The sequence below is a fragment of the Streptomyces telluris genome (genome assembly GCF_024519335.1).
Classification (GTDB): domain Bacteria; phylum Actinomycetota; class Actinomycetes; order Streptomycetales; family Streptomycetaceae; genus Streptomyces; species Streptomyces telluris.
The window spans coordinates 46415-62483 of sequence record NZ_JANIID010000010.1; the positions used below are offsets into that span (position 1 = coordinate 46415).

A 16069-nucleotide genomic window follows, 5' to 3' on the forward strand; every position below is an offset into this window, starting at 1 on the left:
CGGCCGCGCTTGCGCCGCTCACCGTGCGACGGGCTCCAGCACCTCGCGCCCGCCCAGGTACGGACGGAGCACCTCGGGCACGCGCACCGAGCCGTCGGCCTGCTGGTGGTTCTCCAGCAGCGCCACGATCGTGCGCGGCACCGCGCACAGCGTGCCGTTGAGGGTGGCCAGCGGCTTGACGGTCTTGCCGTCGCGCAGGCGGACGGACAGCCGCCGCGACTGGAACTCGTCGCAGTTGGAGGTCGAGGTGAGCTCGCGGTACTTGCCCTGGGTCGGGATCCACGCCTCGCAGTCGAACTTGCGCGAGGCGGACGCGCCCAGGTCACCCGTGGCGACGTCGATCACCTGGTAGGGCAGCTCGAGGCTGTTCAGCCACTGCTTCTCCCACTCCAGCAGGCGCGCGTGCTCGGCCTCGGCGTCCTCCGGCGCGACGTACGAGAACATCTCGACCTTGTCGAACTGGTGGACGCGGAAGATGCCGCGGGTGTCCTTGCCGTACGTGCCGGCCTCGCGGCGGAAGCACGGCGAGAAGCCGGCGTAGCGCAGCGGGAGCTGGGAGGCCTCAAGGATCTCGTCCATGTGGTACGCCGCGAGCGGCACCTCGGACGTGCCCACCAGGTAGAAGTCGTCCTTCTCCAGGTGGTAGACGTCCTGCGCGGCCTGGCCGAGGAAGCCCGTGCCCTCCATGGCGCGCGGCTTGACCAGGGCGGGCGTCAGCATCGGGGTGAAGCCGGCGGCCGTGGCCTGGGCGATGGCGGCGTTGACGAGCGCGAGCTCCAGCAGGGCGCCGACGCCCGTCAGGTAGTAGAAGCGCGAGCCGGAGACCTTGGCGCCGCGCTCGACGTCGATCGCGCCGAGCAGCTGGCCGAGCTCCAGGTGGTCCTTGGGCTCGAAGCCCTCGGCGGCGAAGTCGCGCCGCGTGCCGACGGTGTCCAGGACGACGAAGTCGTCCTCGCCGCCGCGCGGCACGTCGGGGTGGACCAGATTGCCGATCTGCAGCAGCAGGCGCTGCGCCTCGGCGGCGGCCTCGTCCTGCTCGGCGTCGGCGGCCTTGACGGCGGCGGACAGCTCGCCGGCCTTCTTCAGCAGCGCGGCCTTCTCGTCGCCGGCGGCCTTGGGGATGAGCTTGCCGAGCGCCTTCTGCTCGGAGCGGAGTTCGTCGAAGCGGACGCTGGACGACCTGCGCCGTTCGTCGGCGGAGAGCAGTGCGTCGACGACGTCGACATCCTCTCCACGGGCGCGCTGAGAGGCGCGCACACGGTCGGGGTCCTCACGAAGCAGGCGAAGGTCAATCACCCCTCCAGGCTACCGTTGCGGACGCGATCACTCGACGGCATATTCCTCTTGATGGTGGTTTGCCCCATTTTGGGTACTTGGAAAAGGCTGTGAATAATCAGAGCCGCAGGTGATCCGGAAGGTGCTGAAAAGCCGTCGGAGCGGACGGCTGGGGGAATGGCCGCGCTTTTGCCGAAAAGTGGGCATAGCGGTGGTGCGGGCTGCTGATCCGCTTGCGGGCGGCGGGAGTTGGGCCGCTCCTTGTCCACAGGAAGGCGCTCCTCCGCTTTCTTTGTCCACAGGCTGTGCGTGAAATCTGTGGATGCCGGAATCGAACGTTCCGTCCGCTTCTGTCCTGCGCCGTGTATTCCTTGGTCAAACCTCGCCCAGCCACTCATTCGGGTGGTATTGACTCGCTCCAAAGGGTTATTCGCAGACATTCCGCTGACGGGTGCGGTGTGGGCAGCCCGATCGGGCGAACCTAGGTGCTGTGGATGACGACCCTATGGCTAGAGCGATTTGTCGACCTTGACCGATTCCCGGGGCGGCGTGGGCGCCTCGATCTGTCGACTTATCCCCAGGTCGAGAACCCCCTGTGGATAACTCTGGGGATGTCCGCGCCGACGGCTACCGTCGAGACGTGGACACCAACGACTCCCGCTTACGCGAGGCCGGCCCGGGTGCGGTCCGCTCAGGCCCGGCCGTCCTGGCAGCGCACCAGCCAGTCCGCCGCCGTCACGAACTCCTCGTCCGACGTGCCGTAGCGCGCCGGACCCACCTCCGCAGGATCCACGCCCGCCCGGGGATACGAGCCGAGGAACCGCACCTGCGGGCAGATCCGCTTCAGCCCCATCAGCGCCTCGCCCACGCGCCGGTCGGTGATGTGCCCCTCCGCGTCGATCGCGAAGCAGTAGTTGCCGATGCCCTCGCCCGTCGGGCGGGACTGGATGAGCATCAGGTTCACCCCGCGCGTCGCGAACTCCTGCAACAGCTCCAGCAGGGCGCCGGGGTGGTCGTCGCGCAGCCACACCACGACGGAGGTCTTGTCCGCGCCCGTCCGCGCCGCGGGCCGCGCCGGGCGGCCCACGAGCACGAACCGGGTCTGCGCGTTCTGCGCGTCGTGGATGTCGGTGACCAGCGGCTCCAGCCCGTAGGTGGCCGCCGCGAACTCCCCGGCGAAGGCGGCGTCGAAGCGCCCCTCCTGCACCAGGCGCGCGCCGTCCGCGTTGGAGGCCGCCGACTCCCAGAGCGCGTCCGGCAGATGCGCGGCGAGCCACTTGCGCACCTGCGGCTGCGCCACGGGGTGGCCGGTCACCGTCTTGATGTCCCCCAGCCCGGTCCCCGGGCGCACGAGCAGCGCGAAGGTGATCTGCAGCAGCACCTCGCGATAGATCATCAGCGGGGTGCCGGTGGCGAGCTGGTCGAGCGTCGCGGTGACGCCGCCCTCCACCGAGTTCTCGATGGGCACGAGGGCGGCCGCCGCCTCGCCGTTCCGCACGGCGTCCAGCGCCGCCGGCACGGACACCATCGGCACCAGCTCCCGCGTCGCCGCCTCCGGCAGCGTCCGCAGCGCGGCCTCGGTGAACGTGCCCTCGGGGCCGAGATAGGTGTAACGGCTGGCCGACATCACGCTGGCTCCTCGATCGTCTGGGGGCTCGCCACGATACCGAGCGCCCCTGTGGCGGGCCCCGCGCGCTGAGCGCCGGCCCGGTCCGTCCCCGCGGGCGAGGAGCACGGCCGGGCCCCGCGGGCCCTCAGCCCTCCGGCCCTATCCCTCCAGCAGCCGCTGCCCCACGTACTCGCCCGGCGCGCAGCCGCCCGGCACCGCGTAGAGGCCGCTCGACTCGTGCCGCAGGAAGCGGGAGAGGCCGTCACCGCGGTCCAGCTTCCGCTGCACCGGCACGAAACCCTTCAGCGGGTCCGCCTGCCAGGCGACGAACAGCAGGCCCGCGTCCGGAGCCCCGTCATCGAGGAAGCCGTCATGGTAGGAGAACGCCCGGCGCAGCATCGTCGCGCCCCGGTTGGACGCCGGCGACGCGACGCGGATGTGCGCATCGCCCGCGATCGCCAGCGACCCGTCCTCACGGAACTTGTCGAGGTCCACCGGAGTCGTCTCCGTGCCGCCGGACAGCGGTGCGCCGTCCGACTTGCGGCGGCCGATCACCTTCTCCTGGCGCTCCAGGGAGAGGTTGTCCCAGCTGTCGAGGAGCATGCGGATGCGCCGCACCACCGCGTACGAGCCGCCCGCCATCCAGGCGTCCGCGCCGCCGCGGTCCTCCGGCACGTAGACGTGGCCCGCGAAGCGGGGGTCCGACGGCTTGGGGTTGTTGGTGCCGTCGACCTGGCCCATCAGGTTCCGGGCGGTCATCGGCTGCGCCGTGGCCCCCGGCGTCCGGTTGAAGCCGTTCATCTGCCAGCGCAGCCGCGCCGCGCTCCCGGCCTGCTGCTGGAGCAGCCGCAGCGCGTGGAAGGCGACGAGCGCGTCGTCGGCGCCGATCTGCACCCACAGGTCGCCTTCGCTGCGCTTGGGGTCGAGGGCGTCGGCGGTGAAGGCGGGCAGCGGCTCCAGGGCGGCGGGCCGCTTCGCGGCGAGCCCGGTCCGGTCGAAGAAGGTCCGGCCGAAGCCGAAGGTGACGGTCAGCGAGCAGGGGCCCGCGTCGAGCGCGACGCCGGAGCCGTCGCCCTGGGGCGTCCGCCCGGCCATGAGGTCGGCAGCGGTCGCCGACCACCGCCGCAGCAGCGCGGCTGCGGCCTTGCGGTCGGCGCCCGGGGCGAGGTCGAAGGCGGCCATGTGGCCGCACGTCTGCGCGGGATCGGCGATCCCGGACTGGTGGGCGCCGTGGAAGGGTCTGCTCGCGGAGCCGACGCCGTTCAGCGGGGCCGGGTCCTTCCGTACGGTCTCGCCGGCGAACGCCCCGGCCGCACCGCCCGCGACGAGCCCTGCCGCGCCCGCGGCGCCGGCCGTGCCGAGCAGCCGGCGGCGGCTGACGCCGTGCGCGGCGCGGGCCTGCGCGGGCCGGCCTGTCTGCTCGCCCCGGCCGGGGCCCGTCTTCGCGGCCCCGGCGCCTCCCGCCGGCGCGGAGGCCTTGGCCTCCTTCACGGCCCGGCCGGCGGCCTTACCCGCCTTGGCAGCCTTCGTGCCCTTCACCGCCTGTGCAGCTTTCTCGGCCTTCTCAGCCTTCCCGGCCTTCTCAGCCTGCGTGGCTTGCGGGGCCTGCGGGGCCTGCGGGGCCTGCGGGGCCTTCCCGGCCTGCGGGCCGCGGGAGGTCTTCTCTTCGTCCTGGGATCGTTCAGTCATCAGTTGATCTTCACGTTCCTGATCTCCGTGATCTGGTCGATGTCGGAGGTCCGTACGGTCAGGGTGAGCTGCCACTCGCCGGCCATGGGCAGCTGGAAGCCGGAGGCCTGCCAGCGGCCGGCCGGGCCGCGCTTGAGGGACGTGCGCAGCGGGCCGATGTTCTTCCGCGTCTCGGTGAAGGACACCTCCAGCTCCGGTACGTCGACGGCCTTGCCGGCCGGGTCGGTCACGGAGACGTCGAGGGAGTTGTTGCCCGAGCGCGCCGGATCGATACGTACGACGGCCGTGCCTCGCCCGTTCGTGCCACCGGTGTCGTACGGGATCTTCACCTCGGCCGGGCCGGAGGCGTCCGGCGCGGTGGTCCGGGCGCCGCCCGACGAGGCGGCCTGCCGCTGTTCGGTCTCGGCCCGCCCGGGCTGGGTGCCGGTGAGGAGGGTGGTGACGGCGAGCACGACGACGGCGACCCCGGCCTCGGCCAGGACGGAGCGCCGCAGCCCGCTGCGCCCTTCGTCCGCGTCGCGCCGCCGCTGCCCGGCGGCCTTCTCCAGGGCCTCCCGCTGGCGTGCGAGCTGGGCGGCCCGCTCGGGAGAGGTGTCCTTGTCCTCCCGGGTGGAGCCCGCCGCCTTGGCGGCACGGGCCTGCCCGGCCGTCTTGGACTGAGCCGTCTTGGACTGAACCGCCTTGGCCTGGGCCGGCCTCGCGGACGGGGCCGCCTTCTTCGCCGCGGGGCGGCGGTCCGTGAGCAGGCCCGTCCAGCGCCGCGAGAAGTACGCGAGGCCGAGCATGCCCGCCACGAGCGCGACCTTGAGGAGGAGCCAGCGGCCGTACTCCGTGCCGGTGAGCGCGCCCCACGAGCCGACCTGCCGCCAGGACTGGTAGAGACCGGTGGCTGCCAGCACGCACACCGAAGTGAAGGCGAGCCGGGAGAAGCGCTGCACGTCCGCCCGCCGCACCGGCTCCCCCGTCCACAGCACGGCCAGGAGGGAGGCCAGTCCCCCCAGCCACACAGCGGCGCCCAGCAGGTGCAGGACGTCGACCGGCATCGCCAGCCAGGGCTGCAGGCCCGCCGAGGCGTGCTCGGCCATGGCCCAGGTCGCCGCGAGCCCGACGGCGACGACCGCGCCGCCGATCGCGAGCCCGTAGGCGACGTCGCGGCGCTCCATGCCCGTGCGGTCGCCGTCCTCGCGGGCGTACGAGCCGAACAGGACGGCGAGGAAGACCGCGGCGGCGCTCAGCAGCAGCAGGCGGGACAGCAGCGCCGCGCCCGGCTTGGTGGCCAGGACGTCACCGAGGAGGGTCAGGTCGAAGGCGGCGCCGATGCCCTTGCCGCCCGTGTACGGGCCGCGCAGCAGCAGGAGCGCCGAGGTCGCGGCGAAGAGGGCGATCCAGCCGCCGACCGCGATGCGCTGCACCGGCCGCGAGGAGCGGCACACGCCTGCGAACACGCAGCCGCCGACGAGGAGGAGGTAACCGGCATAGGCCGCGTAGCGACCTGTGGTGTAGAGAGCGTCGACGACCGGGTCGGCCTCGGCCGTCGTCACTTTCGCCGCCGTCTTCGACGGCGCTCCTATGGAGAAGGTGAAGGCCCCGGCCACCGGGTGGCTGTCCGCGGAGACGGCCTGCCAGGCCACCGTGTAGGTGCCGTCGGCGATTCCGCCGGCGAGCCCGACGGACGCCGTGTTCGACTTGCCGTCCACGTGCGCCGGCCTGCCCTCGTCGACGCGCTTGCCCTGCGGGTCGAGGACCCGCACCGAGTCGGCGCTGAGCAGGACGCCCTCGGAGAAGGTGAGCTTCACCTTCTCGGGCGCGACGGGTACCACCGACCCGGAGGCCGGGTCCGTGGAGGTCAGCGCGGCGTGCGCCGAGGCGCTGCCCGCCCCGGGCCCGAGCGCGCAGAGCAGCGCGGCGAGCAGCGTGCCGAGGACCGGCAGCAGCCGCCCGGCGGTCAGGGTCTTCATCGCACGTCAGTCCTTGGGACGGAACGTCGTGGACTCCACCGGCACCTTGACCTTGACCGGTCCGGCGGTGGCGAAGTGCAGCGTGAACTCGATCTTCTCGCCGACCTTCGGCTTGTGGTCGAGCTTGCCGAGCATCAGGTGCGAGCCGCCGCGCGCGAGCTTCAGCTCGCCCTTGGCCGGCACGTCGAGCGCGGCCGCGTGCTTCATCTGCGAGCCCTCGGTGGTGTGCATGGTGATGTCACCGGAGAGCGGGCTGGTGACCTTGGTGAGCCGGTCGGCCTTGCCGCCGTCGTTGCCGACGGTGAGATAGGCGGCGGCCATGTCGGTCATCGCGGGCTGCGGCAGGTAGGCGCCGCTGACCGAGAGCTGCGGCTTGTCGGACGCCAGGGCGTTCTTCTCGGACTGGCAGCCCGTGAGTAGCAGGAGCCCTCCGGCGAGGACGAGCGGCAGGGTGGCGGCGGTGGCGGCGGTGGTCTTGCGCATTACGGGTTCTCCCCCTTGATGATCTTCGGGAGATCCTTGGAGTACTGGTCCTTGCTGGTTTCGGTGGTGTATATCCAGTGCCCGCCGTTGTCCTTCGGCGAGAAGCCGACCACCTCGGCTCCGTGGCTGACGGTGATGGAGCCGTCCTTCTCCTTCTTCGGCTTCTCCACGAAGATGCCGACGCTCTTCGCCGCCGCCTGGATGGTGGCGAAGTCACCGGTCAGGCCGACGATGTCCTTGCCGCCCTGGGCGTCCAGCCACTCGCGCATGCGCTTGGGCGTGTCGCGCTCCGGGTCGGTGGTGACGAAGACGACCTGGAGCTTCTCCTGGTCCTCCTTGGACAGCGTCTTCTCGGCCGCGGCGATGTCGGCGACGACCGTGGAGCACACGTCGGGGCAGTAGGTGTAGCCGAAGTAGAGGAGGAGCGGGCGGTCCTTGGTCGCGTTGACCAGCTCGTACTTCTTCTCGTCCGTGTCGGTGAGGACCAGGTCGGGCTTGGTCTTCGGGGTGTCGAGGGTGATCGCGGCCTTCTTCGGCGCAGCGGAGACGTCGGCCAGGGGCTTGTCGCCGCCGTCGTCCGAGCCGCCGCCGCAGGCGGTCAGCGTGAGCGCGGCGGCCGAGGCCAGGGCCGCGCCCAGTATGCGGGTGCGCATGGAGCTCTTCTCCAGAGATGGGTCGGTGGTGCGGGGCGGGGCGCCGGCCCGGTGAGGGGCCCGGCGCCCGGCCGGTCCGTGCGTCAGGCCGTCGGGCGGCGGCGCCCGGCGAGCACGCCGAAGGCGACGCCCGCCGCGCCCACGACGATGCCGACGATGCCGAGCGTGCGGGCGGTGGTGTCGGAACCGCCGTCGCCCTCGTCGGTCTTCCGGGACGCGTTCTCGGTCTTGTCATCGCCCTTGGCAGCGTCCTTGGCGCCGTCCTTGGCGTCCGCCTTCTTGCCGTCGGCGGCGGCCTTGGCGACGAGCTTCAGGGTGGGCGCGGGGTGCTCGGCCTCGGCCCCGCCCGGCTTCGAAGCGTCGATCCAGCGGACGACGTCGTCGTCGGAGTACGTCTGGAGCGCCTTGAAGACCAGCTCGTCGGCGTCCTCGGGCAGCTTGCCGACGGACAGCGGGAACTGCTGGAACTGGCCCGGCTCGATCTTGCCGCCGGTCCAGGTGATCTTGCTGACGGCTTCCTCGATCGTCTTGCCGTGCGTCTGCAGCGGCTTCTCCAGCTTGGTCTTCTCGACCTTCACCTCCCAGCCGGGGACCGGCTGGGGCATCACCGAGGAGAGCGGGTGCTTCGGGTCGAGGGTGACCTCGAGCTTCACGGTCGAGGCGTTGTCCTTCTCGTTCGGCACCTTGAAGGCGATGGTGCTGTAGCCGCCCTTCTCGGCGGTGCCGGGCTGGACGCTCACGTGCGCGGCGGCGGGGCCGGCGAGGAGCAGGACGGTGCCGGCGGCGACGGCGCCGATCACAGGGAGGCGGCGGCGAGCGGTCTTGGCGTTCATGGGGACGCTCCAGGGGCAGGAGGAATCGGTGAAGGGGGGTGGCACGCGTGCGGCGACGACCGTGCGACCCACCCTCCTGCCCGGAATGCGCCGTGTGTACGGACGTGCGCGAGCGCGCTGCAGAGCGGGAGGCGCTCGGCTGCTAGGGGGAAGGGAAAGGGGTGTCGCGTCGTCAGGCCGCGAGAGCGAAGGCCGGCGGGCCCCGCCTGATCACGAAGTGCTGGAGCACCGGCTCCGTCGCGGGCCGCTCCTCGTCCCCGGACGGGCGCGGACCGGCGGCCGGCGGCTTCCCGGAAGCCGTCTCCCTCAAGGTGCCCACGAGCGCGAAAGCGGTGCGCAGCGCCCGTACGAGAGAGGTCTCCGCGACCTCGCGCGCGGACCGCTCCGAGAGCGCGACCACGCGCCACAGCGCCACCTCGCCGCGCCGCAGCAGCCAGCCCGCGGCGAGCGCCGCGAGCAGGTGGCCGAGCAGCATCGGCAGTGAGAGGGGGAGGGCGTCGAGCAGCGAGCCGGAGGGCATCGCGGAGTGCGTACCGGAGCCCGCGCCGGTGACCGCCGCCCCCGACTGCTGCAGGGGGTGCACGGCCGGGTCGAGGCCCGCGTCGGTGATGACGCGGCGGGCGTCGGATGCGGACATCAGGTGCGGCTGGTTGCAGACCAGCTTCGAGGCGAAGGTGATCAGCCGGCCTTCGGTGGCCGTCTGCCGCGCGGACACCCCGGCCGCCTGCTGGCCGATGCCGAAGAGCGTGTGCAGCGCGAGCTGCCCGGCCGCCAGACCCGCGGCGATCGACGGCAGCGAACGCTCCCGCCCCGCCAGCGGCACCGCCACGGCGAACACCGCCACGAAGCCGGCCGCGAGGGTCCACAGCGGCACCTTCGCGCACGACGCCAGCACATGCCCGCCCGCGGACAGCAGAACGCAGACCGCGGTGAACACCGCGGCCCGGATCAGTCGCAGATCGGCGCCGACACGCCCGACGGGGTGAGACATGGCTGCGCCATCATCCCACCGGGCTTACCCCTCCCCTACAGCAGGGGGCGCTCGATCTCCACCCGGCAGGGGCGCACCGGCGCACTTCCGTCTACTGCCATACACCGATGCAACCGCCGGGCGCGTCGTCCGAATGAGCGGTCTCACACGCTCCGGAGGCTTACGGGGCGTCAGCGCTGGCTATACGTATCGGTATGTCGAGCCGCGGCCAGGAGGCTGAGCATGAGCATTTGGTGGTCACTCCATCTGCGGCGGGAGGCCGCGAGCGTTCCGCTCGCGCGGCGGTTGCTGATCGGTGCGATGGAGACGGCCGGCGTCGACCCCGACATTTCCTATGATCTTTCGCTCGCCCTGAGCGAGGCGTGTGCGAACGCCGTCGAGCACGGAGGCGATTCCTCCACGGGCTATCTCGTGACGGCGTTCATCGACGGCGACACCTGCCGCATCGAGGTCACCGATTCCGGCCCGGGCTTCCCGGAGCAGCCCCGCTCACACGAACGCCGCCGGCCGCGCCCGCAGCCGCCGCGAGCCCTGGCCCCCGCCGAGGACGAGCACGGCAGGGGTCTCTTCCTCATCGAGTCGCTCACCGACCACGTGCGCGTGCGCAACCGCCCGGGCCGCCAGGGGGCCGTCGTCACCTTCGACAAGATCCTCAAGTGGAGAGAGGACGCGGCACTGCTCCGGGCGTCGTGATCGCCGTTTCGCCGATGGTCACTCGATCGTCAGCGGTACCGGATGGACCTCCGTGACCGGGTGCCCGGCCTGGGCGTGGACGCGCTTGACCGCATCCGCCGAGGGCGCCTCGGACAGGCAGTAGACGGTGCCCGACTTCGGGTCCGCCCAGGCCCGCTCGAAGTGCACGCCCTCCTCCGCCTCGATGGCCAGGTCCCTGCGGTGCGCTTCCCGCAGCTGGTCGGCGGTGATGCCCTTCATGCCGTGATGGACGTCCATGTACTTGCTCATGGCTCCCACACCTCCCTGGGTGCGCCCTATGTGGCCATGATGCGCTCAGGGGCCCCCGCGGACCACCGCAGGGACCCCTGAGCGGACGATCGTCCTCAGCCCTTCAGGGACGCCATCCACGCCTCGACGTCCGCGGACGTACGGGGCAGCGCCGCCGACAGGTTCCGGTTGCCGTCCTCGGTCACCAGGATGTCGTCCTCGATGCGGACGCCGATGCCCCGGTACTCCTCGGGCACGGTGGTGTCGTCCGCCTGGAAGTACAGGCCGGGCTCGACGGTCAGGACCATGCCGGGCTCCAGGACGCCGTCCACGTACGTCTCGGTACGGGCGACCGCGCAGTCGTGCACGTCCAGGCCGAGCATGTGGCCCGTGCCGTGCAGGGTCCAGCGGCGCTGCAGCCCGAGCTCCAGGACGCGCTCCACCGGGCCCTCGACCAGGCCCCACTCCACCAGCTTCTCGGCCAGCACGCGCTGCGCCGCGTCGTGGAAGTCGCGGTACTTCGCACCCGGCGTGACCGCCGCGATGCCGGCCTCCTGCGCCTCGTACACCGCGTCGTAGATCTTGCGCTGGAGGTCGGTGTACGTGCCGTTGATCGGCAGCGTGCGGGTGACGTCGGCGGTGTAGAGGCTGTGCGTCTCCACGCCCGCGTCCAGCAGGAGCAGCTCGCCGGAGCGGACCGCGCCGTCGTTGCGCACCCAGTGCAGGGTCGTGGCGTGCGGGCCGGCGGCGCAGATCGAGCCGTAGCCGATGTCGTTGCCCTCGACGCGGGCGCGCAGGAAGAACGTGCCCTCGATGTAGCGCTCCGAGGTGGCCTCGGCCTTGTCGAGCACCTTCACGACGTCCTCGAAGCCGCGCACGGTGGAGTCGACGGCCTTCTGCAGCTCGCCGATCTCGAAGGCGTCCTTCACGAGCCGCTGCTCGCTGATGAAGACGCGCAGCTCCTCGTCGCGCTCGGCGGTGACCTTGTCGGCCAGGGCCTCCTCGATGCCGGCGTCGTGGCCGCGGACGGCGCGGACCGGGCCGGTGGCCGCGCGCAGGGCGTCGGCGAGCTCGCGGACGTCCTTCGCCGGCAGGCCCAGCAGCTGCTCGGCCTCGGTGAGGCTGTGGCGGCGGCCGACCCACAGCTCGCCCTGGCCGTCGAGCCAGAACTCGCCGTTCTCGCGGTTGGAGCGGGGCAGCAGGTAGATCGTGGCCCGGTGGCCCTCGGCGCCGGTCGGCTCCAGGACGAGCACGCCGTCCTCGGTCTGGTCACCGGTGAGGTACACGTACTCCGTGGAGGCGCGGAAGCTGTACTCGGTGTCGTTCGAGCGGGTCTTGAGGTTCCCCGCCGGAATCACCAGGCGCTCGCCGGGGAAGCGTGCGGAAAGCTCGGCGCGGCGGCGGGCCGTGTGCGGCGCCTGCTCGACGGGCTGCAGGTCGCGCAGCTCGGTGTCGGCCCAGCCGGTCTTCATGTTTTCGGCCAGCTCGTCGGAGACGGCGGGGTAGAGGCCGTTCTTCCGCTGCTTGATCGGCTCGTCGCCTTCGGGGTTCTCGGGCGCGGGCTGCTGCTCGGTCACTGCTTTCCTCCTCGGACGGGGCGTTTCCATCGTATGTGCGACCGAAATACGAGGGAACTATGAGGAAAATCCGAGGAAGGGAACGGGGAAGGCAACGAGGAAGGGAACGGGGTCGGAGGAAGGGAACGAGGAAGGGAACGGGGTCGCAGGGAGCGGTCACTCGAAGTGGGCCGCCAGCAGGATGACGTCCTCGCTCCCGTCCCAGGCGCTGTGCCCGTCCTGCGGCAGCATCGTGCGCAGCACGTGCTCCACCAGGGCCTCCGGGTCCCGGCGCGCGGCCTTCGGCACACCGGCCGCCGCGGTGCGCAGCCGTGCGAAGGCCCGGTCCATCGGGCGGCCGGTCCGGTGCAGCAGGCCGTCGCTGTAGAAGAGGAGCGTTTCTCCGGGGGCGGGCTCGATCTCGACGCTGGGCGCTTCCCAGCAGGCGAGCATCCCGAGCGGCGCGGACAGCGACGTCTCGACGAACTCGACGCGGTGGTCGCCGATGATCAGCGGCGGGCAGTGGCCCGCCCCCGCCAGGAGGACCTTGCGCTCGGCCGGCTCGCAGTACGCGAAGAGCGCCGTCGCGGCGCGGGCCGGCTCGGTGAGCCGCAGCAGCAGTTCGAGGTCGGAGAGGACGGCGACCGGATCCTCCCCTTCCATGACGGCGTAGGCCCGCAGGGAGGCCCGCAGCCGGCCCATGGCCGCAACGGCGCCGGGGCCGGAACCGCCGACGCCGCCCACGGCCAGGCCGAGCGCGCCCTCGGGCAGCGGCAGCGCGTCGTACCAGTCGCCGCCGCCGAGGGGACCGGTGCGGTGCCGGACGGCCAGCCGGATGCCCGGCGTCCGGGGCAGTCTGCTCGGCAGCAGCTCCTCGCGGAGCGTCGCCACGGCCTCCCGGGCCTCGGCCAGTTCGAGCTGGCGGGCGAGGTGTTCGGTGGCGTGGTCGCGGTAGAGGCCGACGAGGTGGCGCTGCCGCTCGGTGGGCTCGGCCGGCTCGTCGTACAGCCAGACGGCCGCGCCGATCCGGCCCGCGTTGTCGGTCTCCAGGGGGACGGCGTAGCTCGCGCCGTAGCCGAGGCGGGCGGCGACCTCGCGGTGACGGGGGTCGAGGCCCTCGTCGGCGGCGACGTCGGGGTGGGCGGTGCCCGTACGGGAGCCCGTCGGGGGCAGGTCGTCGAACAGTCGGCCGTAAGGACCGGGGACGGCCTCCTGCGCGGCCTCCGGCCCGCAGCCTTCGGGGCCTTCGGAGAGCCCGGGGGCTTCGGGGAGCCCGGGCTCTTCGGGAAGCTCGGAGACTTCGGAGGCTCCGGGGTCTCGGGAGGCCGCAGAGGTTCTGGAGACCGAGGCCCCGGCAGCCCTGGAAGCCCCGGCAGCCCCGTACGCCACGGGCCCCGGCCCGCCCTGCGGGATGGTCTCGATGTGTCCGAGGTCCGCGTGGTCCAGTCCGAAGCCGACGGTGACGGGGTGGTCGCGGCCGGGGCCGGTCGCCGGGTGCAGCGTGACCAGGCCACGGCGGGCGCCCACGAGCGTCGCACCCGCCCGCAGGGCCTCGTGGAGGGCGGCGTCGAGGGTGGTGGTGCGGGTGAGCCGCTCGGTCAGCTCCTGGAGCGTGGTGAGGTCGGAGATCCAGCCCGCGAGGCGGTCTTGGACGAGGGCGTTGGGCGCGGGGAGGGAGGGGCCGGGGAGAAGCGCCGGGCCGGAGGAGTCCGAGGAGCCCGGGGAGGCGGCAGCGGCGGACGGGTCCGTGGCGTCGCCGGTGTCTGCTGATGCATCTGTTCCGGGCGCTCCGGAAGCAGCGGGGGAGAGGGGATCTGCGGAGGAGGCGGCAGATGCGGGGGCGGGAGTCTGCGCGGGAGCGGGGAGCGGAGGGTTGATTCCGGCCACTTTCGGCAGGTGGGGCGTGGTCATGACCGGCTACCCGGACCGGGTGGGGGCCCGGCGCGCCGGGCACTCGTGTGCACCAGGGCCCGCGGTACTTCGCCGCTCCCTCTTGACCACCGTCTTGACCTGTGTTTTCTCATGAATAGCATCGCAAACCCCCTGTCGCGTTGCGCGCTATCGGTGCTCCACATGTACACGCCCGGGCAAGGAGATGTCCAGCATTGAACCGGTGGGATTGGTGGTGTCTATGGGGTTTCAAAGTTGGCCGGAAAATGGTCCGGTGGCCATGGATTTGCGGTCGACTGAGGTTGCTCGACAGCGCGTCATATCCACACCGGTGGGTACGTACACGAAGAAGGGCAGGGGCAGTTGGGGCCGCCCCGGAACCCGGCGGCGGGCCCGAGCGTCTTAACCGGCGACGGCCGCGCCCGTACCCGAGGGCGATGGGGAAACCCATGCCGCAAGCGAGGGGCGACAGGCTCGGCACGAAGCGCCATACGCGCGCCACCCCCCGCCATGTTTCACGCTCGGCCCGTGGCGTGATGCGCTGCGTTGTGCAAGCAGTGGCTAGTGATCCACGTGGTGTGCCGGCTTGGAAAGAGCCCCGGCGTGTTGAGCGGCGCGCCATGTCGGGCCGTAGTGCCATGGAGTTCGGACGCGGCCCGAGTGCAGTTCAGGTGCAGTTCCAGTAGGCAGTCCCGCAGTGCCGTGCAATGACCATGCAGGGCTGTGCAGGGTCGTGCAGGACCCTGCAGCGCCTTGCGGGTCTCCGTGGCACGCCGGTGCGCAGGCCGGCTGCTCCGGCGCGCCGGCGGACCCGTTCGGCGCAGCAGTGCAGCGAGTTCCATCCGTACCACCCGTACGGCCGCGCAAAACCGCTAGGCAGTCCCTGAGCAGTCGCCAGGCAGTCACACGGCAGTTGTGAGGTAGTCACAAGGCGGCCGCAAGGCAGTCGCAAGGCAGTTCAGAAATGCGTGCATGCAGTGCATGGAGTGCATGCACGCAGTCCATCAGCGTGATCCGGCCCCTGCCACCGGTGGGGGTCCCGACTTCGGCGTTTACGGAAAGGAACGAGCGCTCATGCGCGAGATCCTCGGAAGGCGACGCAAGCTCTCGCTCAGGCGAGGCGACCGGTCCGCGGTCCTCACCGCGGCCCTGGCCTATGCCACCGAATGGCAGTGGCCCGTGCTGCCCGGCGTGGGCCTGCGGCCCGACGGCGGGCGCGTACGCCGGTGCGGCTGCCCGCAGCCCGACTGCGCGGCCCCCGGCGCCCACCCCTTCGACCCGGGGCTGCTGGCGGCCACCACGGACGCCCGGATGGTCCGCTGGTGGTGGACCGACCGGCCCGACGCGCCCGTCGTGCTCGCCACGGGCGGCCGTGCGCCCTGCGCGGTGAGCCTGCCCGCGGTCGCCGGCGCGCGCGCCCTGGCGGCCTTCGACCGCGCGGGCATCCGCCTGGGCCCCGTGGTCGCCACCCCCACCCGCTGGGCCCTGCTCGTGGCCCCCTACTCCCTGGAGGTCCTGGGCGAGCTGCTCCACCGCCAGGACTGGGTGCCCGGTTCGCTGCTCTTCCACGGCGAGGGCGGATTCGTGGCCCTGCCGCCGTCGCCCACGGGGGCGGGCAGGGTGCGCTGGGAGCGGGCGCCGCTGCCCGGCGGCCGGGGCGGCCCGGCCGGATCTGTCAACGGCGCCTCGGGTGGCGGGATCCGTACGTTCCGCGGGGACCGGGCGGAGCGCGCGGAGCGTAGGGAAGGTACGACCCGGTCCACCGCGCCGTGGCTGCCGGACGTGTCCGCTCTGGTCGACGTCCTCGTCGAGGAGAGCGCGGGCACGCCGGGCGGCGGCAGCCGGCTGGCCTACTGACCGCGGGGATGCGGTCAGGGCGCTCCTGAGAGGCGCCGGTACGAGCACACGGAGAGCGCGTACGGACGGGAGACGCACGCGCTCTCACTCGTACGGGTGTAAGCCCGTCCGAGTTCTGCGGGATTCCACCGCGCGGCCCCGGGGCGAGCCCTGTCCTGACCGCTATGTTCAGGGGTGAGGGCCTGTGCCGGGCGATGCCGGCCGGGCCCGGTCGAACCGAGGCCGGGGTGTCCCGAGCCCGTCCCAGCCGTCCCCGCGATCCATTCAGCGTCCGCGCGGCGAGTCTCAGGTGGTCCCCATGGAGCGTGCGTCTGCATCCGGTGTGCCCGAAGT

The 16069-nt window shown here is 72.3% G+C and carries 13 protein-coding genes; 2 read left to right on the forward strand and 11 right to left on the reverse strand.

Going from position 1 to position 16069, the window contains the following annotated elements; genetic code table 11:
• Positions 1–18 precede the first annotated feature (18 nt).
• The 8 genes from serS to NQU55_RS13805 form a co-directional block, all read right to left on the reverse strand.
• Positions 19–1296 carry a serine--tRNA ligase gene (serS, locus tag NQU55_RS13770; RefSeq protein ID WP_168090760.1) on the reverse strand — a complete coding sequence of 426 codons (1278 nt, stop codon included), beginning with the start codon at positions 1294–1296 and terminating at the stop codon, positions 19–21.
• 670 nt (positions 1297–1966) lie between these two features.
• The gene (pheA, locus tag NQU55_RS13775; RefSeq protein ID WP_168090759.1) at positions 1967–2902 is read right to left on the reverse strand and encodes a prephenate dehydratase; all 936 of its coding nucleotides are present in this window, start codon (positions 2900–2902) and stop codon (positions 1967–1969) included.
• A 141-nt stretch (positions 2903–3043) separates the two neighbouring features.
• A complete protein-coding gene (gene efeB, locus NQU55_RS13780) occupies positions 3044–4573 on the reverse strand; it encodes an iron uptake transporter deferrochelatase/peroxidase subunit (RefSeq protein ID WP_256790613.1) in 1530 nt (509 codons plus the stop codon).
• Positions 4573–6531 (reverse strand): copper resistance CopC/CopD family protein, encoded by a 1959-nt coding sequence (locus tag NQU55_RS13785; protein ID WP_168096444.1) that lies wholly within the window; start codon positions 6529–6531, stop codon positions 4573–4575. The genes efeB and NQU55_RS13785 overlap by 1 nt, the downstream gene beginning before the upstream one ends.
• Positions 6532–6537: 6 nt before the next feature.
• Positions 6538–7014, reverse strand: coding sequence for a copper chaperone PCu(A)C (locus tag NQU55_RS13790; protein ID WP_168096445.1), 477 nt, complete (start codon positions 7012–7014; stop codon positions 6538–6540).
• Positions 7014–7667 (reverse strand): SCO family protein, encoded by a 654-nt coding sequence (locus NQU55_RS13795; RefSeq protein ID WP_168096446.1) that lies wholly within the window; start codon positions 7665–7667, stop codon positions 7014–7016. Before NQU55_RS13795 ends, NQU55_RS13790 begins: the two co-directional genes overlap by 1 nt.
• Before the next feature lie 83 nt (positions 7668–7750).
• Positions 7751–8500 carry a YcnI family copper-binding membrane protein gene (locus NQU55_RS13800; RefSeq protein WP_256790614.1) on the reverse strand — a complete coding sequence of 250 codons (750 nt, stop codon included), beginning with the start codon at positions 8498–8500 and terminating at the stop codon, positions 7751–7753.
• A gap of 172 nt (positions 8501–8672) precedes the next feature.
• Positions 8673–9491 carry a hypothetical protein gene (locus NQU55_RS13805; RefSeq protein WP_206329982.1) on the reverse strand — a complete coding sequence of 273 codons (819 nt, stop codon included), beginning with the start codon at positions 9489–9491 and terminating at the stop codon, positions 8673–8675.
• A 222-nt stretch (positions 9492–9713) separates the two neighbouring features.
• Between NQU55_RS13805 and NQU55_RS13810 the strand changes: the two genes are divergently transcribed.
• The gene (locus NQU55_RS13810) at positions 9714–10184 is read left to right on the forward strand and encodes an ATP-binding protein (RefSeq protein ID WP_168095734.1); all 471 of its coding nucleotides are present in this window, start codon (positions 9714–9716) and stop codon (positions 10182–10184) included.
• 18 nt (positions 10185–10202) lie between these two features.
• On the opposite strand, the gene NQU55_RS13815 is transcribed toward NQU55_RS13810, so the two are convergent.
• The 3 genes from NQU55_RS13815 to NQU55_RS13825 all read right to left on the reverse strand — a co-directional run bounded on the left by NQU55_RS13815 (position 10203) and on the right by NQU55_RS13825 (position 13900).
• Complete coding sequence (locus tag NQU55_RS13815; RefSeq protein ID WP_168095735.1) at positions 10203–10454, reverse strand: SCO4226 family nickel-binding protein; 252 nt, start codon at positions 10452–10454, stop codon at positions 10203–10205.
• 95 nt (positions 10455–10549) lie between these two features.
• Positions 10550–12010, reverse strand: a complete 1461-nt coding sequence (locus NQU55_RS13820) for an aminopeptidase P family protein (RefSeq protein WP_256790615.1) — start codon at positions 12008–12010, stop codon at positions 10550–10552.
• Between the two features lie 156 nt (positions 12011–12166).
• Positions 12167–13900 (reverse strand): PP2C family protein-serine/threonine phosphatase, encoded by a 1734-nt coding sequence (locus tag NQU55_RS13825; RefSeq protein WP_256790616.1) that lies wholly within the window; start codon positions 13898–13900, stop codon positions 12167–12169.
• 1053 nt (positions 13901–14953) lie between these two features.
• Here NQU55_RS13825 and NQU55_RS13830 point away from each other — a divergent pair.
• Complete coding sequence (locus tag NQU55_RS13830) at positions 14954–15736, forward strand: bifunctional DNA primase/polymerase (protein WP_168093391.1); 783 nt, start codon at positions 14954–14956, stop codon at positions 15734–15736.
• The last annotated feature ends 333 nt before the right edge of the window (positions 15737–16069 follow it).